Raw genomic sequence first — 26312 nt, 5'->3', positions numbered from 1 at the left:
ATTGCCTTAAGGCTGTATCCCTTGATCTAAAAGGGTTTCAAGGCTTCAGCAACTCATCAATTAACAATCAATTCATCTTCTGTAAACGGCATAAATAAAGCTCTATAGACCATTTGCGAGAAATTTCGTACCTTCCTGCAAAGACCCCCAACGAAGAGAATATTTTAGTTTTTCTGAAAGTGAGATTGTAAATATTACAAGCAGTCTACACACCCATATTAATGTTTTTTATGCATTACAACTTGGCTATTTTAAAGCAAAAAAGATATTTTTTCAACTCTCATGGGAAGATATTCCACAAGAGGACTTGCAGTTTATTATATACCATTATTTTGATGACAAAAATGGTTCTGTCGCATCTATAAATCATACTACAGCAAGATTGTTAAAACCCCCAGCTTCAGCTGGGAAAGACTTCAGTCCTTGTTCTAATATTTCAATTCACTATAACTTGAATATATGATATTGTAATATATGACAGATTATAACAATACTAGCCACACTGTATTTTACCATTGCTTTCATGTTGTTTGGATCACTAAATATCGATACAAAGTACTACAGGGTAACTTAAGAGTTAGGATCAGAGAGATAATTGCACAGGCGTTAGTAATATCTCTTTAGAGTAATAGCGACTTCCAGTCTAGATATCAACCCACCAGCTTCAGCTGGTTGTTATTGAGTGTTTATTCTTGGTTGTTTTTAGCTTATTCTCTAACTTATCTATACAACCAATTTGAGAATAACTAGTGTACACTATACTTTATTATAATGATTTAGATTATAGTGGTCTTGAAATAAAATTTGACAAGGTGATTAAATTTTTACAGGAAGGTGATTTTAAATCGGCAGAGGTTAAAAAGCTAAAACCTACTGATTATTTTAGAGCTAAACTGGATATAACTAACCGAGTATTGTTCAAGCCTATAAAACATAAAAATCAATATTGCTTACTTATTTTAGAAATAATTCGGAATCATGATTACGATAAATCGAGATTTTTAAAAGGCGGAGAAATAATTGAGGAAGATATAGACTTTAAGCCACTTGCAATAAATAACACTGAGTTATTGAGTGGTACTCCTACTAGTACTTCGTCTGTTCACTTGTTAAATAAGTTTATTATCTTTGATAAGCAGCAAGAAGATATATTGCATTGTATCTTGCCTTTACTGGTTATTGGCTCTGCGGGTAGCGGGAAAACTTCCGTGACTTTAGAAAAGCTTAAAAGACTTGAAGGAAGAATCTTGTATATAAGTCTATCTAGCTATCTAGTACATTACTCACAAAAATTATATTTTTCTTGCAACTACAGTAATGATAAACAACAACTTGATTTCTTATCTTTTAAAGAATTTCTAGAAACTATAGAGATTCCTAAAGGAAGGCAAGTTAATGAAAATATATTTTTGCTATGGTTTAAAAAGCAAAATCTTGCTAGATATATAGGGGACGGGCGTAAGATATTTGAAGAATTTATGGGGGTAATAGCGGGTTCTTCTGTCGATAAAGCTTATCTTACCAAAGAAGACTACCTCAATTTGGGAGTCAAGCAATCGATATTTTCACTCGAGCAACGGAATGAAATCTATGATCTTTTCCAAAAATACACTGAGTTTTTAGATAAAGAAAACTATTATGACAGTAATATTATTGCTTATAAATATACTAATTTAGTTGAGTCTACTTATGACGCAATTCTTGTTGATGAAGTTCAGGATTTTACTAATAGCCAATTATCTTTAGTATTAAAAAGTTTAAAAGATAAAAGGCAATTTCTGTTATGTGGAGACGCTAATCAAATAGTCCATCCTAATTTTTTTTCTTGGTCTAAATTAAAATCATTTTTTTATAATGATGCAGATTTAAGTACTCATAATATCACTAGGATTCTAGCAAGCAATTATCGTAATACCTTAGAAGTCACTGAACTGGCTAATCGCGTACTCCGCTTTAAGAATTATCGTTTTGGCTCAATAGATAAAGAGAGTCATTATCTGATAGAAAGCACCTCTGAAAATCATGGTAGTGTTAGTTGCCTAGAAGCTACCTCAAATATTATAAAAGAAGTAAATGCACGAACATCTAGGTCTACAAGTTACGCTATTTTAGTGTTACATGATCATTACAAGCAACAAGCAAGAGAGTTTTTTAATACCCCACTTATATTCACCGTACAAGAAGCGAAAGGATTAGAATATGATAATATAATTCTCTACAATTTTATATCCTCCGAACAAGGTTATACTACTATTAGCAAGGATATGGATAGGTCATTTCTTGACTCAGATTTTAAATATTCTAGGATAAAAGAGAAAACAGATAAGTCCCTTGAAATATACAAATTTTATATAAACTCGCTGTATGTTGCAATTACTAGGTCTATTTGTAATGTTTATATAATAGAGTCTAATCCCAGTCATAAGTTCTTATGGCTATTAGATATTAATCAAATTAAGGAAGTCAATATTGAAGCCAAGGAATCTTCTAGAGAGGAGTGGCAAAAGGAAGCGAATAAATTAATAATACAAGGTAAGGAAGAGCAGGCAAAAGCCATTGAAGATAACATATTGCAACATAAAGTAATTCCGTGGAAAATTATTGATATACAAGAATTAATTCAATTGCAAAATGCTGTATTAGAACAAAAAACTGCTAATAAAAAGGATATAATTAAACTGCTTAATTATGCAATAATATATTCTGATTCTGCAATAATAAGAAAACTGCAAGATATGGGAATAAAAGCTGCGAATAATATTGCTAAATGTGTTGCGTTAATGCAGGATGAATATTTTAGTGATTATACTTATAAAAATACTAGTGCTATGTTGCAAAAAATTGATCAATTTGGTATTGATTATAGAAATCAGTTCAATTTTACTCCTTTAATGGCTGCTACATATATTGGCAAAAAGCTGTCTGTTGAAACCTTGATTTCTTTAGGGGCGTCAGTAGATTTAATTGACAATAACCGTCGCAATGCCTTTATGATTGGAATTGCTAGGGCAACAGATGATATAAAATATTGCACAGGACTTTTCCCAAGTATTTATGAATATTTAAAACCGGATTCGATTATAGTAAAAATAAATAATAAGCTAGTTAAGATTGAATCGTATAAATCTGAGTATTTTTTCCTCTATCTTTTGCTAACAAAAGCAAGGAATATCACGCATGTCAAGGATGATGAACAACGGATAGTGTTCAAAGCCGGTAGTATTAGTAATATGCTAAAGAATTTTCCGGAAAGTATTTTACCTAAACGACGCAAATACCAAGAATATATACGATCTATACTTGCTCGCAATGAGGTAAATAGTAATTATCCCTATAACAAGCGTTTATTTACTAGAGTACAACTAGGGGTATATAGTCTTAATAAAGAATTACAGATAAAACTTAACGATAATTGGGAAGATTTGTATTAGGTGCTTATATATTAAATCTTCCCTCAAATTTGAACATCAAATGAGCAGCAATTCCAAATATGAGCTATAGTGCTGTAACAAAAGATTTTTGTATGAGAGTTACACAACTCTAGATTAAATAGACAAAAAAACTCAATAACAACCAGCTGAAGCTGGTGGGTTGATATCTAGACTGGAAGTCGCTATAGATAATGTTGCATTCCTTTATCTTAACAAAGTCTGCGATCTCATATAACATTTTTAACGTGGCTCAATCACTACGGCCTGTAATATCTCTGCCTACGCTTAGCATAATTGTTGCCAATTTCTGCCCAAGGCTCAATACTTAGTGTGCTAGGTCAACACTTCTAAGACTGTTCTTTCAACAGCTAGTTTATCTACACTTCGTGGTGCACTAAGATCAAATCTTGACTTCTATAGATTATTATTGTTGCTATTATGCGTAAATTATTATACCAATTGCAATAATTAACACGGTGTATTTATCCAGTCTCTATACATAATTGATTTTACTAAATCTACATTATGAGCAAATTGATTCCAAGCGTAACAAGCCATAGTGACGATATCTTCATATACACCATAACATTGGTTAGACAAGAAATGATTTTTGATCCATGCCCAAACTTGTTCCATTGCATTAAGTTCCGGTGCATAGGGCGGAAGCGGTATCAAAGTGATATTGCTTGGCACAGTTAGTTTTTTGGCTGTGTGCCAACCTGCATTATCCGTTAGTAAAGCTATATGTCGGTTGCCTTGAATACTGCGAGAAAGGTCTTCTAAGAATTTATTCATTGCCTGTGTATTTGCATATGGTAAAATTAATGCAAAAGCTTCTCCTGTATCATGGCAAGCAGCTCCATAAATATATGTTGAAATGAATTGCTGTTGCCGAACTTTACGGGGTCTAGTGCCACGCTTAGCCCATATACGAGTTAAGCTACCTTGTTGCCCAACTCGAGTTTCATCCTGAGACCATATATCAACTTTACATCTATCGATATTTTTTGGTAATAATTCTGTTAGCATGTCTGGGAAGTTTTTTTATATGTATTTTGAGTCTCTTGATTTGACTTTGGATGCATTGAACGAGAAGTAATCCAGCTAAAACCAAGGCGGTGCATAGTATTGTAGACTGTTTTTAAAGTACATTTAGCACCATATTCCTCAAGTAACATGATATGTAGCTCCTTTCCAGTTATATACCCACCAGTTTTACTTTCACTGAGCGTATTGATTTTATCAAAAAGAGTAGACTCTTGTATAGTGTTAATCTTCCTAGGGGCACCGCTTCTTTGTGATTCAAATAATCCTTCAAAACCATGATTCCTAAATCTTCTGAGCCATGATTGCACAGTTTTCCAGTGTGACTTCACTATTTCAGATATGGCTTTAAAAGATTTGCCTAATTGAAGGTAATACATCGCCAATAAACGTATACGATTTCGACCATGCGGCTCATGTTTCATCATTTTTATAAAATCATGACCATGAAAACCTTGCGGTAATATTAACCTAGCCATTTGAGTACCTTTATCAGTTAAAAACCCATTTTACACCACTGCGTTAATTATTGCAATTGGTATAATCCCTATAATGTGTCATAAGAGTAGTCTAAATCTCCTAGGGAAGGAAGAACTTCATCTAACAGTTCTAATTTACTCTCTGTTGGCTGATCAAAGTTAGTCTGTATTTGATTTTCTTTTTGTTCTTGTGTTGTAACTATCTCAAAAGCCTCATTTAAATACCCAATACCCTCTTTGGTAACATATACCCCCTGCATACCATTTTTCTTTGCGATATCTACATTATTTGGGTCATCATCTATTAAAACAACCTTCTTATTCTCAGAAACACCAAAATGCCTCTGGGCTTCCTCTATATGCTCCTGTTTGCCTTCATAGTCATTTCTACGAGGATGCGACACTACATAAATTTCTTTCGATAGAGTCGATCCTAAAAGTTGCTCAAGAGCGTATTTGATCCAATCAGGATATGAGCCAAAAGATACAATAGCTATATGACATCCTATAGTTAATGCTTTTTGTAACAATTCTACTAATAGCTCTTTATTTTTCCAATTTTTTGTTTCATCTGCTAGAAATCGATCTACACAATCCTGATAATTGAGAGTAACATTAAGATCATTGTGTAGGGAGTCTTTTACTATTGTTCCATCCCAATCAATACATAATAACATCTTATCAGATTGAGTTTTTTTTTTCCAAAAAATCCTTTTGCTGTTCAACTTTTAGTTGATCAGAATTTGGAGTATTCAGTATCTGTTTATCTTTTGGTGTGCTAAAATCTAAAGGGGGTAAGCTTAATCTTGCCTGTTTTAATTTTGACATCTGTTGTTCTCTTATATTTATTTTTTATTCTTCTTGAACCCAAAAACTCAGAACTTAATAAATTAATTTTAGAATTTTTGCAATAAATTATTAAGATTATTTAAGTAAAATGAAATAGATTAATCACTGTGATTAGCATATTGCATTGCTTATTAAAATATAATAAACTAGTTAAATTAACTAGTTTATTAAAGAGGATTTATGAGAATAGTTGGTATGTTTAAAACAAAAACTCACTTAACGGAGCTAATAAAAGAAGTAGAAGCAGGTGAAGAATTATGCATAACAAACAGAGGAAAAGAGGTAGCTTTTGTTATACCTGTAGCTAAATATTATTCCCAACGATTTGATGATCTATTTAAAAAACTTGCTGAACTTAAAAAACGTAGTCCTCTTGGCTCTACAGATGATGTTATTAAAATGAAAAATCTTGGTAGAAAATGAATTTAGTAGTAGATTGTTCTTTCATCATGTCATCGATTTTACCGGATGAACAGCAGCTTAAGGTCGATAACATTTACCATCAGATTTCTAACAAAGTATATAATATATTTGCCCCTGCTGTCTTTTTTTTAGAATGTAACAACGTGCTTATATCATCCTTAAAAAAACAGCGTATTATTAAAAGTAATTATGAAGAGTATTTACACCTCTTAAATAGCCTTCCAATTAATATTGATAAATTTTGTTCTAGCCCTGAATCTCTACATATAATAGCAAGGATTGCAGCTAAATATGGTCTAACGTCTTATGATGCTTCTTACCTTGAATTATCCCTACGCCTTGAAGCAAGCATTGCTACTCTAGATAATAATTTGGCTAATAGCTGTAAGATAGCAAATATAGAGTCTATAATTTAACTCACCTTACGCATGGCATTTAAAAGTCCAAGAGCAACAGCCCGACGTCATATATGGACGAAGTCCATTGATGGGTTTGGACGGAGTCCATGCCATCATTGCGAGGAAGGTCGTAGGTCGACGAAGCAATAAAAGTCACTAAGAATAGATTGTCGCGACCACTCACGTGGTCTCGCAATGACGCCGGGCTATTTTCTCTGTGATATTATAATGTAAGAACTCTATTCCATTTTGATCTATTATACTATATAATCGCCAATTAAAAAATATATTAAAGGTTTTTGATGTTTGCTATTCGCAATATTGCCATTATCGCCCACGTTGATCATGGTAAAACTACTCTAGTTGATAATATGCTTAAACAAAGTGGGACTTTCCGAGAAAACCAAGCGGTAGCAGAACGTGCTATGGATTCAAATGACCTTGAACGCGAACGTGGTATAACTATTTTAGCTAAATGTACCTCCCTTATGTGGAAAAATATCCGTATCAATATAGTTGATACTCCTGGTCACGCTGATTTTGGTGGTGAGGTAGAACGCATTCTTACTATGGTAGATGGAGTTGTATTACTAGTTGATTCTTCTGAAGGTACAATGCCTCAGACAAAATTTGTGTTGTCAAAAGCTCTAAAACTTGGTTTGAAACCAATTGTTGTTATCAATAAAATCGACCGTCCTGATAGAAGAGTAAGTGAAGTAGTTGATGAAGTATTTGAATTATTTATGGCATTAGAAGCAACTAATGAACAACTAGACTTCCCAATTATCTACGCTTCGGGACGTAGCGGTTGGGCATCGCGTCATCTAGAAGATGAGCAAAAAGACCTTTCTCCTCTTTTTGATTTGATAGTATCTCATGTACCTGCTCCTGTTTCTGATAGCAGTCTTCCCTTTTCTATGCTTGTTACTACTAGAGAATATAACTCATATTTTGGTCGTGTATTTACCGGTCTAGTGCAGAGCGGTACGGTTAAGATCAACCAAAATGTTAAAGTACTTAATCGCGATAATATGGTAATTGAAAATGCTAGAATAAGTAAAATACTATCATTCCGAGGATTGGAACGTGTAGCTGTCGATGTAGCATATGCAGGGGATATCATTGCTATTGCTGGAATCCAAAACGCTACGGTAGCTGATACTATCTGTGACCCTGAAATAATGCTAGCACTCCCTTCCTTACCTATAGATCCCCCAACATTATCTATGACCTTTGGAGTAAATGATTCTCCTCTTGCTGGACGGGAAGGATCAAAGCTTACATCACGAGTTTTAGGTGATAGATTGATGAGAGAGATCGAAAGTAATGTGGCAATACATGTCAGTCAAACTGAAGAAAAAGATGCTTTTCAAGTTGCAGGTCGTGGTGAGTTACAATTAGGAATATTAATTGAAACTATGCGACGTGAAGGTTTTGAACTATCAATCAGCAGACCACGTGTATTATTCAAAGAGGATGAACAGGGAAAAAGATTAGAACCAATTGAAGAAATCCAAGTTGATGTTGATGATGATTTTGTTGGAGTTGTTGTTAAATCCTTGGCAATACGTAAAGCAGAAATGACTGATATGCGTCCATCTGGTGGCGGTAAAACTAGAGTCACATTCTTAGGTCCATCACGCGGTCTTATTGGTTACCACGGTCAGTTTCTAACCGAAACTCGAGGTACAGGTGTTATGAACCGTATTTTTCATAGTTATGGTCCATATAAAGGGGTTATTGAAGGAAGACGTAATGGAGTATTAATTTCTAATGGGGATGGTGAATCTGTTGCTTATGCTCTATGGAATCTTGAAGAGCGTGGAAAAATGTTTATAAACCCTAATGAACTAGTATACCAGGGAATGATTATAGGCGAACATAATCGGGATAATGACCTAGAGGTAAATCCTCTGAAAGCCAAACAATTATCAAATGTCAGAGCTTCTGGCAAAGATGAAGCTATGCGTCTTATCCCACCAGTCATTATGACATTAGAACAATCTATCAGCTATATCCAAAATGATGAAAGAGTAGAAGTTACTCCTAAATCAATCCGGCTTCGTAAGGCAGTATTAAACCCTAATGACCGAAAGAGATCAGACCGACGTAACGAGGACTAATTGCTATAGTCAAATCTTTGCTAAAATAGCATGCTCTTTCGTCACTACTGGGAAAAATTGCTTGTTAAAAGGAAATAGTTCTACTTTTTTATTGCTGACAAACTCGATTTCAATGATATCACCTGCTTTAAAATTAAAAACATTTGTAATCTTTCCTATAGCCACCAAATTGGTATCTAGTACCAGTAAGCCTCTTAAGTCTTCAATATAAAATTCATCTTCACTTAATGAAGGGAAATCACGCCTATGACAAAAAAGCTTACATCCCTTTAACTCTTCAGCTAATGTCCTATTATTAATTTTGTTAAATCTACATATTATATCACCTTTAGAATTTTGACTAATGAGTTTAAGGATAATTTTTTTTCCTAATTCATCCACCAAATTCATTTTAATGATATTAGTATTTGGCATAGTAAAAGATTTGACGTAAACATTACCCTGCATTCCGTGTGCTGATGATACTACACCAACAAAAATTAAATCTTTTTTAATAGACACCACCTAATTCATTAAGAGAAACCATTTTTTCTTTTTTGGATAGTTTCCAGCTGCTTTCTCTAATTTTTCAAAATGAAATATGCCAAAGCTATATCCTATCATGACTGGAATTATAATAATCAGCAATCCATAATTACCTAAATATTTTGTTAAATAAATAAACCCAAAAGATGTGATAATATACATAATAGTATTAGATATAGCATATAAAAAACTAACATATGTGAAGCGTTTAAAAACAGGGAAATATGTAAATAAAATTGAATGGGCTGGTGTTAAACCAGGTATAATCAATATAATAAATGCTTGGAACAGAAAAATATCAAAAGGTGTTCTAGCATGACTCAATAAGTATAGGCAAACTAGAATAAGAACCCAAAAAATTACCATTCTAATTTTTAAAATCATTAGGGGGTACACGTAATAACCTAAATATATCAATGATAAATTCCCTAACATTTCTACTATTGAAACAAAGAAATTTTGATAGATAACTTGTTCAGCCGTATAACCAAAATTATTTCTAAGAATCTCTCCGCAATGAATAAATGTTAAATAAAAACATACTGGCCAAGCACAAAATATTAAAAACAAAGATAAAGTTGTTGCTTTATTAACTTTTTCTGTCCAAATAGGATTCTTTTCCAATATACTAGAATTCTCATTAATATCTGCAAAAATCATTTTCATTCGTCGTTTTGCGTCAGCAAATTCTGGTGTTTCTCGTAGAGTTGTTCTAGCTAATGAACCGACTAACGCAACCAATGCACCAAACCAAAAAGCATAACGCCAATTGAAGTTGTAAGAGGTAGAAATAAATGCAACGCCCAAAGCAAAGGTTGCCCCTAATACAGCAAAAAAACTTATTAATGCTACAGACATATATTGTTGAGGACGTTTTATAGTTTCAGTCAAATATAATTCTGCCCCTATCCTTTCTCCCATGGAACTCATACCTTGCATAATACGACATATTGATACAACCACAGCAGCAGTAATACCTATTTCAGCATAAGCTGGCAAACTAGCAATAATAATACAAGAAAATGCCATCATAAAAGTGGTAATAATAACAGTTACTTTACGTCCTATAGTATCACCAATCCATCCAAAAATTAACGCCCCAATAGGTCTTAATAAATATGTGGTACAAAAAGTAAAGGCTGAAAGTAATTGTGCTGCATGGGGATCATATTTCGGGAAAAAAAGCTCATTAAGAATTACAGCCATATGTATATAGAGCATCAGATCAAAATACTCTAGAAATGTACCGATTGAAAGTAATCCGACAGCCTCTTTTTGTTCTCTAGTTAGACAAGTTTGAGATACCCCATCTGCTTGTATTAATCTATTCATATTGACCTATATCTTCCTTATTTAACCTTAGTTTTGGATTAAAATTTTTAATTTTAATCCAAAACTGGCTAGAATAATTTAAGTTCTTTAGAAAAATGCATTCTTGAAGTGCTTCTACGAATATATTTTAATCTATTATCGTTCAGATATTAGTACACATTTGCAGCACTTTAATTACTAAACCCTTAATACCTTTATGTATTTGTGCTAAAGGAGAATTTAACATAAAAGCAGGAGTAGTAACCAATCTATTATCTTCGTCCACGACTATATCTTGAGCATTACAAGTTTCTCCTGTTGCTCCTAGCTTATGTATCAGATCATTTGATTCTCCAAGGGTAACCTTAATTTTTGTATGATTTCTTAAGACTATAGCAAGTAAAGCAGGAGCAATACATATAGCTCCAATTGGTTTTGATAAATTATAGAAGCCTACTATTATTTCCTGTAAGTCTTTTGGTACTGTAGCATTTTCATTTTTAAGTCCTATATCAGACAAATTTAGTGCAGCACCAAACCCACCCGGTAATATTAAAGCATCAAAGTCTTCAGCACGTATTTGATTTAATGGTTGAATTTTACCACGAGCAATGCGTGCTGATTCAACTAATATATTACGCTCCTCTAACATTTTTTCTTGAGTTAGATGGTTGATCACATGATGTTGATTTTTATTAGGAGTAAAAATTTTTACATTTACATTATGCTTATCAAGTTCCAATAGTGTAAAAACTGTTTCAAAGATTTCAGCCCCATCTGATGTTGATTTTTATTAGGAGCAAAAATTTTTACATTTACATTATGCTTATCAAGTTCCAATAGTGTAAAAACTGTTTCAAAGATTTCAGCCCCATCTAAATATCCACAACCTGAAATAATTACAGCAACATTTTTCATAATATTTCTATAGTTTTTTTCTGTTTTTTACTTTAAGATTTGTAGCAACTTTAGTTGATTTTGTTTTCTTACTATATGTTCTTGATGGTACTGTTGTCTTGATTATCAATTTATCAACCATAGTCCTATTATTTCTAGGCTGGTCAAAATGGGTATCTAATAGTTTTACCATTTGCATATTTCTAGACTCAGCAGATTTACCACCAGTAACAATAGCAACCAAAGATTTATTTTGTCTAGTTGCTGCAGTAATCAAGTTATAGCCGGCTGGAGTGGTATAACCAGTTTTCAACCCTTCAACTCCTTCATAAGTTTCATTTACTTTATTATGTCCTCGTACAATATTGCCTCTAAAAACAAAGTTGTTTCTAGAGAAGAAAGCATAATATTTAGGGAAATCTCGCTTAATACCTATAGCTAGTTTAGCAAGATCTCGGGCCGTAGTTTTCTGATAAGGATGATGCCATCCTGAAGCGTTTTTAAAATAAGTATCTTTCATACCAAGCTGTTTAGCACGAATATTCATCAAACGAGCAAAATTTTCTTCAGTACCTTTAATATTTTCAGCTACTACCATAGCTACATCGTTTGCTGATCTAATAATTAGCCCGAAAATAGCTTCTTTTACAGTAATAGTTTCTTTTTCTTTAAGCCCTAATTTGCAGGGCAACATTTTCTCTGCGTTTTTTGAAACATATAATCTTTGATTCATTGATAACCTGCCAGATTCTAACGCTTCAAATAACAAATACAAGGTCATTAATTTTGTCAATGAAGCAGGATATATTCTAGTAGTAGAATTTTTATCGTGCAGTATCCTACCAGTATTATAATCTACGACAAGACTTGTCTGAGTTGGCGAAGACACAAGCTTTTTTGCAGCATAAACAGGATTTAGGTTTGTACTGAATGTTATTACGCAAGTAAAAAATAGCAATAATCGTATTAACATAATTTTACGTTTTAGAAATCTTTTTATTAAGATAGAACAATATTATAAGTCCTGGCAAGGCTAGAATTATTGTTAAGATAAAAAAATTATCCCAACCCAACATTTTTACTAGGCTACCACCATAAATGGTGACTGTGTTATTAAATAAAGTACTACTACTGCTGAGTAAAGCATATTGCGATGCAGAATATTGTTTATTACACAATATGCTAATATATCCAACAAGTGCAGTCATACCCATAGCAGAAGCAAAATTTTCTATAGTAATGGCAATAAACAGAGATTCAGAACTTACTGGTTGATGATTTAACCAAATAAATGCGAAATGCGTGATACTCTGTATAATTCCCGTTATAATCAGTCCTTTAAAATTTCCAAGTCGGTATACAACTATTCCGCCAGCAAAAGACCCAGCAACTGTAGCTAGTACACCATAAAATTTAGTAATCAGTGCTATCTGTCCCTTTGTATAACCAAGTTCCATATAAAATGGCATAGATACTACAGCAAGCATAGCATCACCTAATTTAAAGAATATTACTGCTAGTAAAATAGTAACGGCATATTTCCTAACAAAGAAGTCCTTAAAAGGGTTAATTACTATTTTTGTTAGTGATAATAAAGATAAAATATCAACATTTTCTCGTAATAATGTAGGTTCATTGACAGTAATTATAAAAATTGTTGCTACAATAAAAATTATACTCATAGCCACAAATGTAGCTGACCAATCACTTGTGGTTTCAGCAAAATATAAAGCCCCAGCTCCAGTAATCAGCATGCCAAGTCTATAGCCTAATACTGCCGTAGCACTTGCTATAGCTTGGGTTTCCTGATCAAATTTATCTATCCTAAGTGCATCAACACTAATATCAAATGTTGCTGACAAGAAACCAAGGCAAATAGTAAGAAAATATAGTAAAGTTAATGATTCATTAGGTAAAATTGTACTCATAGTGAATAGTACTAAAGACATTAGTATAGTACAAAGTATCAGCCAACTTTTTCTATGACCAAATTTCTTTAATAATGGTATATTAAAATAATCTACCAAAGGAGACCAAAAAACTTTTAGCGAATAGGATAGTCTTGCAACGGCAAAAGTGGTAATAATTGCAATATCAATATTAGAATCTTTAAGCCAAGCAACTAAGCTAGTGAATAATATAGCTAGTGGCATGCCACTAATTGCCCCAAGAACCAATATTTCGAATAGTCTATAATCTTTTAAAATTCTTAATAATAACATTTATTCTTCTTTAATTTGTAGATTTCCTTCTGTTCTCTAAAGCCTTTCTTAGTTCAGTCTCGTCTGACGTTTTTATGGTATCTAATATAGTGCCTGAGGTTTTTATTGTAAGATTTATAGGTGTATTTTGATTACTAGAATTATTTAGATTAGGATTTAAGTCTGCTATATAAAAAGATAATATTGAAGATAATACCATATCCAAATTATATATATTTACAGCTAATGATGCAGCTCCGCTAGCATATTTTGTATTAAATACTAAGTCTTTCATTGTAACTATTCCATTTTTTAACTGAAGATTACCACGCAAATTATTCAATTCAGTTTGCCCTTGATACATAGATTTTGCTAAATCATCTTTTAAATACTTTAGACTATAGTCTTTATTATTAATTTTTTCTATCAATGAATCAACAGAGAAGTTACTAATCTTGGCATTTTTTACTACAAATTCTGATTGAGTGTTAAGCTCATACAATAATTCTTTTAAACTATTGCCATGAGTATCAAATGTTCCATTTATGCTCATTCCACCGTAATTGTCTAGTAATCCTCTTGGCAAAACATTAGATAATTGAGCTAAATCAATAGAATTAAGTGCATAAACAAAGTTCAGAGTATATGGATTTAATAAAATATTACCTTCTGCTTTTAATTTACCAGAAAGTAGATTTGCTTCAAGGTTATCAATCTTAAATAAAGCATTATTATTTGCTAAAGCAAGTTTAACATTTTGTAATACTAGATCATTCTGAATTATTTTTGATAATGCACAATTTAATTTTAACTCTATTTTTTCTACGTCAAATTCATTCAATAAGTTATTTCGCAGATTAAGTAAAGATTTAGGGGTTAAAAAGTTAACATTAAGAGAACCATCATTTATTATAATTGTTAGTTGCGGTTTAATGTTACTTGCTAACAAACTAGCACTAAGATTGATGTAATCACTATTGCCTCTTATATCAAGATTACTAATTCCAATATTACCTGGTGAGACATTTGCTAAGATATATGCTTTGCCAAATGAATTATTTCCTATCAGCAGATCATTTATAGTAATATCAAAATTACCTAAATAATCAGCTGTCCTAATCGGAATATATTTAGCTAAGTATGATTCATCTTTCATATTCTCCGACAAACTTTTAGCAAATTTGATCATTGGTGAGATTATTGGGTAATCGTTTCTATTTAAATCAATCGAGGAAAACTCAAGGGTTGCTATAAAATGCGGTATAGAACCAATAAATCTAGCTGTAATATTACCTGTAACTTTAGTGTTGTCAGTTTTTAGCATAAGATTTTGTAAATATACATCTATTAAAGTTAGTTTTAAATCTGAAGATAAAATAAAAGCTGTAGGCTTTGTACTAACTGCCTGTTGATAACCTAAAGTATTCAATACAGAATTAAGGTCATTATGTTGCAAGTAAATTGTGCCATCAAATATACTTCGTACTGAGTTTTGGGTTACATTACCTATCAATTGAAAATTTCCTCCGGATTTTATTGTACCAGAAAAATCATTGACCACTAATACCCCTTTATCTAAATTAAATGAAAGTTTAGTATTATTTAATATCTCATCGTTACCTAATATTATTTGGTCAACTAAAACATTCGTTATGATTGATTTATTATCAAAGATAAGTCTTAATCCAAAAACTGAATCACTAAATTGGTTAATATTGTTTGATGAAGTAATAAGTGATTTTACGTCTATTTTAGAGAAATATAATTTTATTATACTAGTAACATTGTCACTTCTGCTCAAATATACCCCTCCATTACCTACAAGCGAATTAGAGTCTATGGTTACATTTTCTAGCTTGAGCAGTTGCCCAGTAGGTAAGATATCAAATTTTATATTTACCTTTTCATTCTGATTAAATCTTCTAAATAAAGAATCTAAATCTGGCACTAGAATATGTAATATATCAGCTAAATTTTGTATTAAATATTCTGCTTTACCATTTATTAGTTTAGAGTCTATATAGGTTTCTAGCAAATGAAAATTATAATCATTATTAGAGATAGTAAGATCGAAATTTATTTGGTTGGCCTTTTTCTCAAAAAACCCAGATAATTTTCCTACATATCCTCCATCCCCTTTGAATGAAGTGCTATTAGCAATAGAGTTATTTTTAAATAAAGAGCAATTATTTAAAGTAAGAATAGGTTGGTTATTTTTATTTAGAATACTCAGATTTTTAACATTAAAATTTATATCCATTATATCATTTGTTATAAATGAACTAACTAGCCTATCATGGTTTATAATGTCAAAATCTTGTTCATCTGAATATATTGTGGCACTATATATGGTTACAGCACTAATTCTTGGTCTGAAAATTAATAATGACCATGGGACAAAGCGAATTTCTATATTTTCTAATTCTAATTTCCCTTCCTCTTTTATGTGATCAATAATCAAATAAGGTATGGGAAATTTAATTATTTTAATTTTTTTTAGATTCTGAGGAGAAATTTTTAATTCATTAACAAGACTATTACTGGCAGAAGTATAATCAACAAAGTTTACCTCAACTAATATAGTACATACTAACAACGAAATAGCAATAACAGTAAATATAATTACTTTTCTTATCATAAAATTATTATCTTCTAAGAACCAATATTACTAGGTATATATCAAAAACGTTAAAAATAAAAACTATATAATAAATATCTAACATGATGGGGGTAACAAACAAGGGGTAAGCAGACTAGGTGTGCATTTTAACACTTTTGTAATAATTTCTCCCTCAAAAACTAGTTAAAGAGAGAGTTTTTTGGTGGTCGTATTCCGGCAACTTTAGTGAAAAAACGGCATGTGACGGGAATACAGACTTTTTATTGCAATTTATTGCAATGATAAAAACCCTGAAATCCGAGAGATATATGGTGGGCGATGACAGACTCGAACTGCCGACCGTCCCGGTGTAAACGGGATGCTCTACCAACTGAGCTAAACGCCCTTTCTTTCAATTTAACGCAGATAATGCCCTATCTCCCCAAAAAAATCAAGTTATTTCTGTAAATTATTTAGATTCTATAGCTAACCTCAAGAAGGTCTATCTAAGATACTCTAATAGAGAGACCTTCTTGAGGTTAGCTATAGATGAACTACATGAGGTACAAGTATACTGCTCGTAAATGAAGAGTTGGTAGACGATAGTATAACTTCAAGAAGAGCTAGGAGTGTCAAAGTCGAGCAGCGGAGCGTACATTAGTACGTGAGCAGCAGAGATCTTTAGACACGACGACGCCAATTCTTGAAGTTCACCGAGTATATATTAATCTTCAAAATTACTATCTTTAATCTCTTTCCAAGCTTCGAGAATTTCTTTTAACACTTCTTTATTTGTTTCAATTTCGTGGTCATCAAAATCACTTAATGATTTTATTAAGTCCTCAAGATCTTTTAGTGTTAATTCAGATATATCCTCATCGGAATAATTTTTTTCTAAACTTATAGCAATTTCGTCAACATCATGCCAATGCATTATTTTTACCTAATTATTTCCATAGGCATTACTATTACCATCTAACCATTCCTCTACCAATTAAATAATATATTAGTGCAGGCTTAAATATAGTATATTATTAAAGGGGGTGAGATTATTATGCAACTATATCTGTAAAATTTAACTCAATGATAGGTAAGCCACTAGTTTGACTAGTGAGACCATCAAGGCTTGGCCTTTAGATTTAGTATAAAATAAAAAGTTATCATATATAACTTCTTTGGCTTGACGGTCAAAGGAGAAAATATATGACAACATACGAAAATTTAAATCATTCTAAATGGGATTGCAAATATCATATTGTGTTTATTCCAAAGTGTCGTAAAAAAGAATTGTACGGGAAGGTTAGAAAATATCTTGGGAACGTATTCCATGAGTTAGCTTTTCAACGTGGGAGAAAGATCATAGAGGGGCATATGGTACAAGATCATGTGCATATGCTCATCAAGATTCCTCCTAAATATTCTGTAGCTGAAGTAATAGGCTATATCAAGGGGAAAAGTGCTATAGCCGTTGCTAGGCAGTTTGGTGGACGAAAACGTAATTTTAATGGAGAAAAGTTGTGGGCTAGAGGTTATGCGGTCTCAACTGTAGGATTTGAAGAGAATCAGATCAAACACTACATTAAGAATCAAGAGCAACTTGATAGTTTAGGCTCTGACGAATCAGGAGAATTTTAATTAACAATGGCAGCCCTTTGGGCTGCTCATAACCGTCAAGCCCCTCGCTTTGCGAGGGCGTTCTGACTTAAAATACAATGAGGCTGTAAAATGCATCAATACTGGTTTAGAGATATAATTGATTTGTATAGATTTGTTTTTTTGTTTAAGATGATAGTCAATTAGATATTGAGGACTTTGGAGTATATATGGCAAAAACAGGTAAAAAAGAAAATAAGGTAAGGTTATTTAATATTAATGGTCATGTAGGTCAAGAGACTCAGTACAATATTATAGTGGCTAATTCTTACTTAAACATACCAACTAGGGAGCTTAAATATAACATTCAAAATGGCAAACTAAATAAAGATAATATAATAATTGAAATATTGCACGAAGTTAAACAAGGAGAAACGCCTATACTTAATATTCAATATAATTCAAACATGGAAAAACCTATAGTTGATATAAATGATTTAGCAGCATTAAAAAAATCAGGTATTCAAACTTGTTTTACCTTTAGTAATTATAATGCATATAATCAAACTTTGCCATATTATAACTACTGGCCACCTCTTCTTACACAAGCCAATCACGTGTTTTTTACAAATGATAACGACCGAGATAATGCGATAACTCATAGGCATGTAGAACAAAAAAGAACTTCTTACATTCCATATATCCCAGTTACAAATTTAGTAGAGTCGGAAATTCTAAAAAGACCTCCTAACATATTAGTGTCAGGGAAATTGCCTAATAAAGAAAGATTGACTGAAGTTATACTTGCTACAAAAGAACTAGGCAGAAATACTAGAGTTATAGTAGCCAGCAATCCTTCATCTGTAGAGGATGTGGCTAATATTATTACGACCAAATTTGGCATCAACGACCAAAATCAACAATTAGGTATTAAGCTAGAAGTTGAAGAAATCTTAAAAGATAAAATTGGTGGTGCTAAAAAACTAGAGCATTACGTGTCACAATTATCTGAACAATTCAAGAAAGATATTAATATGACGGAAAGAAACCCTGTTGATATATATTTTGACCTATCTGATCCATTGAAGCTTCAGAATATTGCCAAACAAGCTAAATATGCTGTAATCCAAGGAGGCTCGGTTGAAAATTTGACTAATGGTTGTATCCCATTAGCTCAAGGTCATGGGAAAAGGGCTGACATTGTTGCTGAAGTTAAGCAAAGGGAAACTGTTCTTGGAATCAATAGCTTAACTATTAAGGATATGCAGGAAAATTTAAATGAGTATAAACAAGAAAATGCTAAAAGAATTACCAGTACTCTTCAGCAAATGGCAGATGAAAGGGAAGTATCAACTAGACAAAATAAGGTAGAACATTCATTGCCTGAAGGTAGCAAATTAACTGCACTAGATTATTTATATGACGAAGATGATATTGGCAATGTATTAAAAGCATCTGTAAATCAAACAAAAGTTTCTATTATTACTCATGCTTCTATAGGAGAAGAAAGTTTATTAAAGTACACTCTTGATCGAGCTGTGTATAGTGATTTAATAGAAAATAACAAGGAAGCGGTTATTATACCCCTTAATACTGGACACGAACATTGGGTTAGTTTAGCAATCACTAAAGACAAGGAGGGGGCTATAGTGTTTACCTATAATGATCCTAAGGGAACAGATATAGATACAAGAGTGGATTTAGTAAATATGGTTAAAGAAGTTTGTCCTGATGCTAAAATAGTAGATTTACACACTGAGCAACAACAAAATGATAAAGATTGTGGAGCTTTCGTTGTGGATAATTTAATTAAAATGGCAAAAGGTGAGGCAATTCTTACCACTGAAGAATCTAAAAACATAGGAACAACATTACGCCAAGCTCATGCAAAAACAATAGACCTTGAGAAAGCCAGGCAAAAAGCTAATACCATTAGAGAATCAATAAATACCTATCCATCTCGTCCTACTACATCTCCTCCTGCTATTAGGCACAATAGCCGTCCTACAGTTAGTCCTATCAGATAATATTAAAGTTTTGCACTATATTAAAAGAATTTTCCATAAAATTCCATGATCTTTTCTTTAACCTGAATTGGATCAGTCATCATATTAACCCCTCCTCTAAATTCAGCTGAGTTTGCTAAACCACTACTATACCAACCTATATGTTTTCTAGCTAGCTGAACAGCTGTATCATTTCCATAATACTCTAACATAGCATCATAATGGCTTAGTATAACCTCTAACTGTTCTTCCATGGAAGGTGAGGGTAGCTCTTCTCCGGTTTTAAGATAATGGGCTATTTGAGAAATAAACCATGGTCTACCATATACTCCCCGACCAACCATTATGCCATCAGCCCCTGATTTTTGTAAGCATTCCTTAGCTTTAGATAAGGAGGTAATATCTCCATTAGCGATAACTGGAATCTTTACCGCATCCTTAACTTGCCTTATAAACTCCCAATCTGCTTGACCAGAATAAAACTGACATCTTGTTCTACCATGGATGGTAATCATTTGTATACCAGCATCATAGGCTATTTTTGCCAGATTTGGTGCATTCTTAGTTTGATCATCCCAGCCAGTACGCATTTTTAAAGTTACTGGGATTTTTACCGCTTTGACCGTAGTCTCTAAAATTTTTGCCGCTAATTTCTCATCTCGCATTAAAGCTGAACCAGAATAGCCATTTACTACTTTTTTAGCTGGGCAACCAAAGTTTAAATCAATAATCTTGGCTCCCATATCCTCAATCGTTTTAGCTGATTCTGCTATTATATCAGGTTCACATCCAGCAATCTGTACACATGAACCAGTAGCGTCGTCTTGAATGATTGCACATCTTTGCAAAGATTGCTTTGTTTCAATAATCATTGCCCTACTTGCTACCATTTCAGAGACTACCAAACCTGCACCAAATTTTCGTACTAATTTTCTAAATGGTAGATCAGTGACCCCAGACATTGGAGCTAATATCACCGAATGAGGTAGTTGAATATTGCCTATTTTTATCATAAATATATTTTCATTACTTTAAGTAGCTTTTAATTATAGAATAATTATTATAAATTATAATAAGATACCACAAACTAATGCTATCACTAAGAAAAATTTTTAGTATTATCTGCAGGATATTGTTATATAATATTATTGAGCATTTTCAGCTAAGAAACTATATCATGAAAATCAATGTAGAGATTATTCGAGCTTGTCAAGATTGGAAAAATCAAAAATTTATCAATAAACTATTAGTGAAGAAGGTTGTTGGTGCTATACTGAGTAAATATAAAAATTTCAAGGGAGTTGCAGAGTTTGAGTTAGCAATATTACTGACTAATAATAATGAAATGTTAAATTTGAATAGCCAATTTCGTGGCAAAGCAAAAGCTACAAATGTACTATCATTTCCTGATATAGAATTAGACTTTCGGCATTTACTTGAATTTACTCCTAATGTACATTATATGTATTTGGGGGACATAGCTTTTGGCTATGAAATAATTCAAAGTGAAGCTATAAGTCAAAATAAAGCCTTTGGAGATCATTTTATCCATCTTTTGGTACATAGTATTTTGCATTTACTAGGCTTTGATCACCAAGATAACGAGGAAGCAGATATTATGGAAAATTTAGAAGTAGAGATATTAAAGAGTTTTGCTATTGCTTCCCCATATTAGCTTTTGTTCACTTCTTTGAAAAAAGAAAACCTTGCATCTATTCATTCTAAAAGGGATATGCTGAAAAATTCTTTAAAAATTGTTACTCTTAAATCTTTTTTCTCTCGGCTGTTTTCTAAAGAGAAGCTAGAGGATAATTTTTATGATGCAATTAAAAAGCTAAAATCTAACAGTAAAAAAATGACGTTAGAAGAAAAAAAGATTTTTATGAATCTTCTGAAATTTGGTCATAAAACTGTAGAAGATGTAATGATCCCTAGATCTGATATTAAGGCAGTAAAATTAACTGCCAGTATAGATGAGTTAAGCCAAATGCTTAGTAGCAAAATACCTAATACTAGAACATTAGTTTATGATGAAACTTTGGATAATATAGTAGGCTTTATTCATATAAAAGATTTATTCAAGATACTTATTACTAAGCAACTTATTACAAATCAAGAGTTGCAGCTAAAAAAAATAATTCGTAAACCTATCATTTCTGCTCCTTCAATGAAATTGATAGATTTACTAGCAAAAATGCGAAGAGATTGTGTACAGATCTCGATAGTTGTGGATGAATATGGTGGAACTGACGGTATTGTAACCATGGAAGATATTATGGAGGAGATAGTTGGCAGAATAGATGATGAGCATGATAAGAAATCGGATAATGATAGTTTCAGAATTATCAATAATAATACTATTTTATCAAATGCTCGAGTGAAAGTTGAGGATCTCGAATCAGCTCTAGGTGTGAAACTAAAACTTCAGAATGATGAATTTGATACAATTGGTGGTTTAGTCTTAGCAAAAGTAGGTAATGTCCCTTTGGTTGGTACTAAAATTGATATTGAGCAGCAGGTTGAACTTGAAGTAATTGATGCAAGCCCAAGATCACTTAAACAAGTTAAGCTGCAGTTAAAAAATGGTACAATATTACCTGATAATACCTTATGATTATTACAACTAATTTGGCCATGAGCTATGGTGCAAAAATATTATTTACTGATGTGAGCTTGCATATTAAGAAAGGTAATAGGTATGGGCTTGTTGGAGCAAATGGTGCTGGTAAATCTACGTTCTTTAAGATTTTGCTTCAAGAGGAAGAGGCTAGTATCGGAGAATTTACCTGTGTCAAAAATGCACGTATAGGATGTTTAAAGCAGGATCAATTTCTTTATGAAAATACTTCAATTATTAATACCGTTATTGCCGGTAGAAGTGAATTATGGCAAGCACTGCAAGAAAAAGAAAAATTATTAGCAATTGATCAATGTGATGAGGAAATCGGTTATCGATTAGGTGAGTTGGAACAAATTATAGCTGACAATGATGGATATATATCAGAAATTTTTGCAGTTGAGTTATTGCTTGGTTTAGGAATACAAGAAAAATATCATCATCAGCCTTTATCCGTTCTATCCGGCGGCTATAAACTTAGGGTGTTACTGGCACAAAGTTTATTCAATAATCCTGATATATTGTTACTTGATGAGCCGACAAATCATCTTGATATAGTCTCAATTTATTGGCTAGAAAATTATCTAAAACAGAAATTCAAAGGTGCTTTGGTATTTATTTCACACGATCTTGTTTTTCTTAATAATATTTCTACACATATTCTTGATATAGATTATGGTACTATCAAGATTTATACTGGTAATTATGATATTTTTGTTCGTGATAAACAGTTGGTTACCGAACAAAAGCTTAAAGAATTCTCTCATTTAGAGAAAAAAATTGCTGTTATGCAGAGTTTCGTTGACCGGTTTAGAGCGTTGGCCACTAGAGCTAGACAGGCTGCATCCCGAGAAAAACAAATAGAAAAAATGGAATTACCTGACATCCAAAGAAGTTCGCGTGTTAGTCCATATTTTAATTTTAAGCAAAAAAGACCATCTGGAAAATTAGCATTAAAAGTTCAGGGTATTTCTAAAAGCTACGAGGATAAAAAAATATTAAATAATGTGAATTTTACTGTCTCACGTGGAGAAAAAATTGTTATTATTGGTCCAAATGGTATTGGTAAATCTACTTTGCTTAAGATTCTTATTAATAAAATTTCTGCTGATTTAGGAAGTTATGAATGGGGATATGAAACTCAAATTTCCTATTTTGCTCAGGATCATCATGAATTACTAAATGAAAGTATGAGTGTTATTGATTGGTTATCCAACCAAATACCTACTGAAAGTGATAACGTGCTACGTAGTGTATTAGGTCAATTATTATTCCGTAAAGATGAAGTAAGCAAGAATATTCTAAATTTGAGTGGAGGAGAAGGAGCACGTTTATTACTAGCAAAAATTATATTGGAAGAAAGTAATATATTGGTATTAGATGAGCCAACTAATCACTTAGATATTGAATCTAAGGATATGTTAAAAAAAGCTCTAATTAACTACCAAGGAACTCTAATATTAGTAACTCATGATCGAGATTTTGCTAGCAACATAGCCACAAGGGTTATTGCTCTATCCCACCGAACTATCACTGATTTTAAAGGTAAATATCAGGAATATTTGCATAAGTATGGTAATGATTATTTGGATAGTAGTTGGGTGTTGGCAAATAAGAGAGTGAAATAGTATAGTAAACTCAGGTTACTTTAGCAATTGGAGATAATTATGATAGAAAATACTGAACTATTGAAAGAGTTTATGGTTAAATGTTTAGAAGAAAAAAAAGCAGAAGATATAGTAGTAATAGATATAAGACAAAAAACTACATTAGCTGAATATATTATTTTTGCAAGCGGGCGTTCAACTAAAAATGTTGGAGCAATTGCTGAATATTTAGCTTTAGAGTTAAAACATCAAGTTAATATCGATACTAATATTGAAGGACTTGGAACATCTGAATGGGTATTAATAGATGCTGGAAATGTATTAGTTAATATTTTCTATCCAGAAACTAGAGAGTATTTTAAGTTGGAAGAGATGTGGAGCAAAAAATAAATTAAAAATATTAGATTTTTTACTGAAAACTACTTAGTGTATTTAAAAAATAATGTATTAATACTTCTAGGGAAAAGGTGTAAATGGAAGAGCATATTCTTATCAATATTATAATTTTAATAGGAACAGCTGTATTTGTTGTAGCAATACTTAAACGCCTTAATCTAAGCCCAGTTTTGGGTTATTTAATTGCAGGAGCGGTAATTGGAGACCATGGATTCAAGATTGTAACATATGATCAAACAAAATTACTAGGAGAATTAGGAGTAGTTTTTTTACTTTTTGCTATAGGTTTAGAATTATCTTTTGAAAGATTAAAGGTAATGAGGCGGTATGTATTTGGTCTTGGCTCACTACAAGTGTTAACTACAGCTATAGTGATTGCTGCCGCTGTTGTACTAATCAGCGGTAATAGTAGTGCTGCAATTATTATTGGAGGTGGTCTTGCTTTATCCTCAACTGCCCTTGTTATGCAAGTTATTGAGGAAAGCCGTAGCCAATCAACTCAACTAGGTCGTATATCCCTAGCTATCTTGTTGTTACAAGATTTAGCAGTTGTGCCATTGCTAGTTATGGTACCACTATTTGCTAGCAATAGTAAAGATTCGTTAGCGATAGCTCTAGGAACAGCTTTGCTTAAGGCTATCATAGCACTACTTGCAATATTTGTTGCAGGTAGAGTATTACTAAGACCTTTATTTGGGTTAATTTCATCGGACAATGGCGATATAAACGAACTACCAATTTCCATGACTCTATTGGTAGTTCTCTCTGCAGCTTGGGCTACGGAATATTTTGGTTTATCGCTTGCTTTAGGAGCTTTTGTTGCAGGTGTTTTGGTTGCAGAGACAGAATTTCGGTTGCAAGCTGAAGAAAGTATATACCCTTTCAAAAGCTTATTGCTAGGGCTATTTTTTATGAGCGTTGGAATGAATATTGACGCTCAAGAAATATACGCTCAAATATCAACTATACTAACTTGTTCTATTGCCTTGATTGTAGTAAAAACACTAATTATTGCCGCCTCTTGCATTTTATTTGGTTTTAATAAAGGAGTAGCCTTGCATGCAGGTTTATTATTATCACAAGGTGGAGAATTTGCTTTTATCTTATTCGGTCTTGGTAAAGAAACTCAGGTTATTAGAGAGAGTACGGCTAATGTTCTGTTATTAGTGGTGACATGTACTATGGCACTAACTCCATTACTGGCAATTTTAGGAAGAAAACTTGCTGAAAGACTTGATAAACAACTTGGCAAGACTCCAATACAAATTATAGAACTTGGAGCAAGAGATTTAACAAACCATATAATAATTGCCGGTTTTGGTAGTGTTGGTAGAATGGTAGCATTAGTATTGGAAGCTGAAGGAATCAATTATATAGCACTAGATGTTAATGACGAGATTGTAAAAGCAGAAACAGCTAATGGCTTTCCAGTTTTTAAAGGAGATGTATCACAGATTGATACGCTAAAAGCTGTGGGAGCAGAAAGGATTTTAACTCTAGTACTTACAATGAATAATAGTGTTACTATCAAAAAATCTCTTCGAACAATTTCAAGTCATTTTCCAGATCTTGAAGTTATTGTAAGATTAAAGAATCTAGAGAAGGCTAGAGAATTTTATGATGCTGGAGCAACAACAATCATACCAGAGAATTATGAGACGGGGTTACAGCTTGGTGGAACAATTTTAAAATTTATTGGTCTTAGTGAATATGAAATAAATCGTATCAAAGGGCAATTTAGATCAGGTAATTATGTAATAGCTAAACGAGATGATGCTTTGCGTGAATTAGAAGAGAATGATTAAGAATAACC

26 protein-coding genes and 1 tRNA gene are annotated in these 26312 nt (G+C 32.4%); 13 read left to right on the top strand and 14 right to left on the bottom strand.

All coding sequences use genetic code 11. The features are described 5' to 3' along the window. Window positions 1-94: 94 nt before the first annotated feature. The 3 genes from AAHM80_RS08595 (at window position 95) to AAHM80_RS06685 (ending at window position 3431) form a co-directional block, all read left to right on the top strand. Window positions 95-463, top strand: a complete 369-nt coding sequence (locus tag AAHM80_RS08595) for a DUF4158 domain-containing protein (protein ID WP_410521528.1) — start codon at window positions 95-97, stop codon at window positions 461-463. A gap of 11 nt (window positions 464-474) precedes the next feature. Then, window positions 475-624, top strand: coding sequence for a transposase (locus AAHM80_RS06690; RefSeq protein ID WP_410521488.1), 150 nt, complete (start codon window positions 475-477; stop codon window positions 622-624). Between the two features lie 125 nt (window positions 625-749). Further along, window positions 750-3431 (top strand): UvrD-helicase domain-containing protein, encoded by a 2682-nt coding sequence (locus tag AAHM80_RS06685; protein ID WP_342259675.1) that lies wholly within the window; start codon window positions 750-752, stop codon window positions 3429-3431. Window positions 3432-3899: 468 nt separating this feature from the next. On the opposite strand, the gene AAHM80_RS06680 is transcribed toward AAHM80_RS06685, so the two are convergent. The 4 genes from AAHM80_RS06680 to AAHM80_RS06665 form a co-directional block, all read right to left on the bottom strand. Beyond that, complete coding sequence (locus AAHM80_RS06680; RefSeq protein WP_342259405.1) at window positions 3900-4460, bottom strand: IS630 family transposase; 561 nt, start codon at window positions 4458-4460, stop codon at window positions 3900-3902. After that, a complete protein-coding gene (locus AAHM80_RS06675) occupies window positions 4454-4954 on the bottom strand; it encodes a helix-turn-helix domain-containing protein (protein WP_342259545.1) in 501 nt (166 codons plus the stop codon). The genes AAHM80_RS06680 and AAHM80_RS06675 overlap by 7 nt, the downstream gene beginning before the upstream one ends. A gap of 68 nt (window positions 4955-5022) precedes the next feature. Beyond that, window positions 5023-5631, bottom strand: a complete 609-nt coding sequence (locus AAHM80_RS06670) for a hypothetical protein (RefSeq protein ID WP_342259674.1) — start codon at window positions 5629-5631, stop codon at window positions 5023-5025. Between the two features lie 4 nt (window positions 5632-5635). Further along, on the bottom strand, window positions 5636-5782 hold the full coding sequence (locus AAHM80_RS06665) for a hypothetical protein (protein ID WP_342259673.1): 147 nt from the start codon (window positions 5780-5782) through the stop codon (window positions 5636-5638). A 201-nt stretch (window positions 5783-5983) separates the two neighbouring features. Between AAHM80_RS06665 and AAHM80_RS06660 the strand changes: the two genes are divergently transcribed. The 3 genes from AAHM80_RS06660 to typA all read left to right on the top strand — a co-directional run bounded on the left by AAHM80_RS06660 (window position 5984) and on the right by typA (window position 8747). Further along, window positions 5984-6226 carry a type II toxin-antitoxin system Phd/YefM family antitoxin gene (locus AAHM80_RS06660; protein WP_342259672.1) on the top strand — a complete coding sequence of 81 codons (243 nt, stop codon included), beginning with the start codon at window positions 5984-5986 and terminating at the stop codon, window positions 6224-6226. Next, entirely contained in the window at window positions 6223-6642 is a 420-nt protein-coding gene (locus tag AAHM80_RS06655; protein WP_341755443.1) for a type II toxin-antitoxin system VapC family toxin, read from the top strand. Before AAHM80_RS06660 ends, AAHM80_RS06655 begins: the two co-directional genes overlap by 4 nt. 284 nt (window positions 6643-6926) lie before the next feature. Further along, complete coding sequence (gene typA, locus AAHM80_RS06650; RefSeq protein ID WP_342259671.1) at window positions 6927-8747, top strand: translational GTPase TypA; 1821 nt, start codon at window positions 6927-6929, stop codon at window positions 8745-8747. Window positions 8748-8756: 9 nt separating this feature from the next. Here typA and rimM read toward each other — a convergent pair whose 3' ends face one another. The 9 genes from rimM to iscX all read right to left on the bottom strand — a co-directional run bounded on the left by rimM (window position 8757) and on the right by iscX (window position 17214). After that, on the bottom strand, window positions 8757-9248 hold the full coding sequence (rimM, locus tag AAHM80_RS06645; RefSeq protein ID WP_342259670.1) for a ribosome maturation factor RimM: 492 nt from the start codon (window positions 9246-9248) through the stop codon (window positions 8757-8759). 3 nt (window positions 9249-9251) lie between these two features. Further along, window positions 9252-10604 carry an MFS transporter gene (locus AAHM80_RS06640; protein WP_342259669.1) on the bottom strand — a complete coding sequence of 451 codons (1353 nt, stop codon included), beginning with the start codon at window positions 10602-10604 and terminating at the stop codon, window positions 9252-9254. Window positions 10605-10746: 142 nt separating this feature from the next. Then, on the bottom strand, window positions 10747-11325 hold the full coding sequence (gene elbB / locus AAHM80_RS06635) for an isoprenoid biosynthesis glyoxalase ElbB (RefSeq protein ID WP_342259668.1): 579 nt from the start codon (window positions 11323-11325) through the stop codon (window positions 10747-10749). Beyond that, the gene (locus AAHM80_RS06630; RefSeq protein ID WP_342259667.1) at window positions 11301-11501 is read right to left on the bottom strand and encodes a hypothetical protein; all 201 of its coding nucleotides are present in this window, start codon (window positions 11499-11501) and stop codon (window positions 11301-11303) included. Before AAHM80_RS06630 ends, elbB begins: the two co-directional genes overlap by 25 nt. A gap of 7 nt (window positions 11502-11508) precedes the next feature. After that, complete coding sequence (locus AAHM80_RS06625; protein ID WP_342259666.1) at window positions 11509-12453, bottom strand: D-alanyl-D-alanine carboxypeptidase family protein; 945 nt, start codon at window positions 12451-12453, stop codon at window positions 11509-11511. 4 nt (window positions 12454-12457) lie between these two features. Continuing rightward, on the bottom strand, window positions 12458-13702 hold the full coding sequence (locus AAHM80_RS06620) for an AmpG family muropeptide MFS transporter (protein WP_342259665.1): 1245 nt from the start codon (window positions 13700-13702) through the stop codon (window positions 12458-12460). A 10-nt stretch (window positions 13703-13712) separates the two neighbouring features. Next, a complete protein-coding gene (locus tag AAHM80_RS06615) occupies window positions 13713-16319 on the bottom strand; it encodes an AsmA-like C-terminal region-containing protein (RefSeq protein WP_342259664.1) in 2607 nt (868 codons plus the stop codon). Between the two features lie 291 nt (window positions 16320-16610). After that, window positions 16611-16686 (bottom strand) — tRNA-Val (locus AAHM80_RS06610). 318 nt (window positions 16687-17004) lie between these two features. Continuing rightward, entirely contained in the window at window positions 17005-17214 is a 210-nt protein-coding gene (gene iscX, locus AAHM80_RS06605; protein WP_341747867.1) for a Fe-S cluster assembly protein IscX, read from the bottom strand. Window positions 17215-17483: 269 nt separating this feature from the next. Here iscX and tnpA point away from each other — a divergent pair, with 269 nt between their 5' ends. Both tnpA and AAHM80_RS06595 read left to right on the top strand, forming a co-directional pair. After that, window positions 17484-17915, top strand: coding sequence for an IS200/IS605 family transposase (gene tnpA / locus AAHM80_RS06600; protein WP_342259663.1), 432 nt, complete (start codon window positions 17484-17486; stop codon window positions 17913-17915). A 188-nt stretch (window positions 17916-18103) separates the two neighbouring features. Further along, window positions 18104-19900 carry a Ulp1 family isopeptidase gene (locus AAHM80_RS06595; protein WP_342259662.1) on the top strand — a complete coding sequence of 599 codons (1797 nt, stop codon included), beginning with the start codon at window positions 18104-18106 and terminating at the stop codon, window positions 19898-19900. A gap of 20 nt (window positions 19901-19920) precedes the next feature. On the opposite strand, the gene dusB is transcribed toward AAHM80_RS06595, so the two are convergent. Further along, window positions 19921-20892, bottom strand: a complete 972-nt coding sequence (dusB, locus tag AAHM80_RS06590) for a tRNA dihydrouridine synthase DusB (protein WP_342259661.1) — start codon at window positions 20890-20892, stop codon at window positions 19921-19923. Between the two features lie 164 nt (window positions 20893-21056). Between dusB and ybeY the strand changes: the two genes are divergently transcribed. The 5 genes from ybeY to AAHM80_RS06565 all read left to right on the top strand — a co-directional run bounded on the left by ybeY (window position 21057) and on the right by AAHM80_RS06565 (window position 26304). Next, the gene (ybeY, locus tag AAHM80_RS06585) at window positions 21057-21554 is read left to right on the top strand and encodes an rRNA maturation RNase YbeY (protein WP_341751562.1); all 498 of its coding nucleotides are present in this window, start codon (window positions 21057-21059) and stop codon (window positions 21552-21554) included. A gap of 3 nt (window positions 21555-21557) precedes the next feature. Further along, window positions 21558-22493: a hemolysin family protein gene (locus tag AAHM80_RS06580; protein ID WP_342259660.1), complete on the top strand. Its 936-nt coding sequence runs from the start codon at window positions 21558-21560 to the stop codon at window positions 22491-22493. After that, window positions 22490-24124, top strand: a complete 1635-nt coding sequence (locus tag AAHM80_RS06575) for an ABC-F family ATP-binding cassette domain-containing protein (protein WP_342259659.1) — start codon at window positions 22490-22492, stop codon at window positions 24122-24124. Before AAHM80_RS06580 ends, AAHM80_RS06575 begins: the two co-directional genes overlap by 4 nt. Before the next feature lie 39 nt (window positions 24125-24163). Continuing rightward, window positions 24164-24493, top strand: a complete 330-nt coding sequence (rsfS, locus tag AAHM80_RS06570; protein ID WP_341751565.1) for a ribosome silencing factor — start codon at window positions 24164-24166, stop codon at window positions 24491-24493. 83 nt (window positions 24494-24576) lie between these two features. Next, window positions 24577-26304, top strand: coding sequence for a cation:proton antiporter (locus tag AAHM80_RS06565; RefSeq protein ID WP_341748266.1), 1728 nt, complete (start codon window positions 24577-24579; stop codon window positions 26302-26304). Window positions 26305-26312 lie beyond the last annotated feature (8 nt).

Source organism: Candidatus Tisiphia endosymbiont of Metellina segmentata (assembly GCF_964030715.1).
In the GTDB taxonomy this organism is placed as follows: domain Bacteria; phylum Pseudomonadota; class Alphaproteobacteria; order Rickettsiales; family Rickettsiaceae; genus Tisiphia.
Note: the sequence above shows the minus strand (reverse complement) of the source record. Positions and strands in the feature narration are given on the sequence as shown.

Excerpts from the sequence above, each read along its gene's own strand:
- AAHM80_RS06690 (WP_410521488.1), top strand. The coding sequence starts at position 475 with ATGACAGATTATAACAATACTAGCCACACTGTATTTTACCATTGCTTT.
- AAHM80_RS06680 (WP_342259405.1), bottom strand. The coding sequence starts at position 4,460 with ATGCTAACAGAATTATTACCAAAAAATATCGATAGATGTAAAGTTGAT.
- AAHM80_RS06675 (WP_342259545.1), bottom strand. The coding sequence starts at position 4,954 with ATGGCTAGGTTAATATTACCGCAAGGTTTTCATGGTCATGATTTTATA.
- AAHM80_RS06670 (WP_342259674.1), bottom strand. The coding sequence starts at position 5,631 with ATGTTATTATGTATTGATTGGGATGGAACAATAGTAAAAGACTCCCTA.
- AAHM80_RS06665 (WP_342259673.1), bottom strand. The coding sequence starts at position 5,782 with ATGTCAAAATTAAAACAGGCAAGATTAAGCTTACCCCCTTTAGATTTT.
- AAHM80_RS06660 (WP_342259672.1), top strand. The coding sequence starts at position 5,984 with ATGAGAATAGTTGGTATGTTTAAAACAAAAACTCACTTAACGGAGCTA.
- AAHM80_RS06655 (WP_341755443.1), top strand. The coding sequence starts at position 6,223 with ATGAATTTAGTAGTAGATTGTTCTTTCATCATGTCATCGATTTTACCG.
- typA (WP_342259671.1), top strand. The coding sequence starts at position 6,927 with ATGTTTGCTATTCGCAATATTGCCATTATCGCCCACGTTGATCATGGT.
- AAHM80_RS06640 (WP_342259669.1), bottom strand. The coding sequence starts at position 10,604 with ATGAATAGATTAATACAAGCAGATGGGGTATCTCAAACTTGTCTAACT.
- AAHM80_RS06630 (WP_342259667.1), bottom strand. The coding sequence starts at position 11,501 with ATGAAAAATGTTGCTGTAATTATTTCAGGTTGTGGATATTTAGATGGG.
- AAHM80_RS06625 (WP_342259666.1), bottom strand. The coding sequence starts at position 12,453 with ATGTTAATACGATTATTGCTATTTTTTACTTGCGTAATAACATTCAGT.
- AAHM80_RS06620 (WP_342259665.1), bottom strand. The coding sequence starts at position 13,702 with ATGTTATTATTAAGAATTTTAAAAGATTATAGACTATTCGAAATATTG.
- AAHM80_RS06615 (WP_342259664.1), bottom strand. The coding sequence starts at position 16,319 with ATGATAAGAAAAGTAATTATATTTACTGTTATTGCTATTTCGTTGTTA.
- iscX (WP_341747867.1), bottom strand. The coding sequence starts at position 17,214 with ATGCATTGGCATGATGTTGACGAAATTGCTATAAGTTTAGAAAAAAAT.
- tnpA (WP_342259663.1), top strand. The coding sequence starts at position 17,484 with ATGACAACATACGAAAATTTAAATCATTCTAAATGGGATTGCAAATAT.
- AAHM80_RS06595 (WP_342259662.1), top strand. The coding sequence starts at position 18,104 with ATGGCAAAAACAGGTAAAAAAGAAAATAAGGTAAGGTTATTTAATATT.
- dusB (WP_342259661.1), bottom strand. The coding sequence starts at position 20,892 with ATGATAAAAATAGGCAATATTCAACTACCTCATTCGGTGATATTAGCT.
- ybeY (WP_341751562.1), top strand. The coding sequence starts at position 21,057 with ATGAAAATCAATGTAGAGATTATTCGAGCTTGTCAAGATTGGAAAAAT.
- AAHM80_RS06575 (WP_342259659.1), top strand. The coding sequence starts at position 22,490 with ATGATTATTACAACTAATTTGGCCATGAGCTATGGTGCAAAAATATTA.
- rsfS (WP_341751565.1), top strand. The coding sequence starts at position 24,164 with ATGATAGAAAATACTGAACTATTGAAAGAGTTTATGGTTAAATGTTTA.
- AAHM80_RS06565 (WP_341748266.1), top strand. The coding sequence starts at position 24,577 with ATGGAAGAGCATATTCTTATCAATATTATAATTTTAATAGGAACAGCT.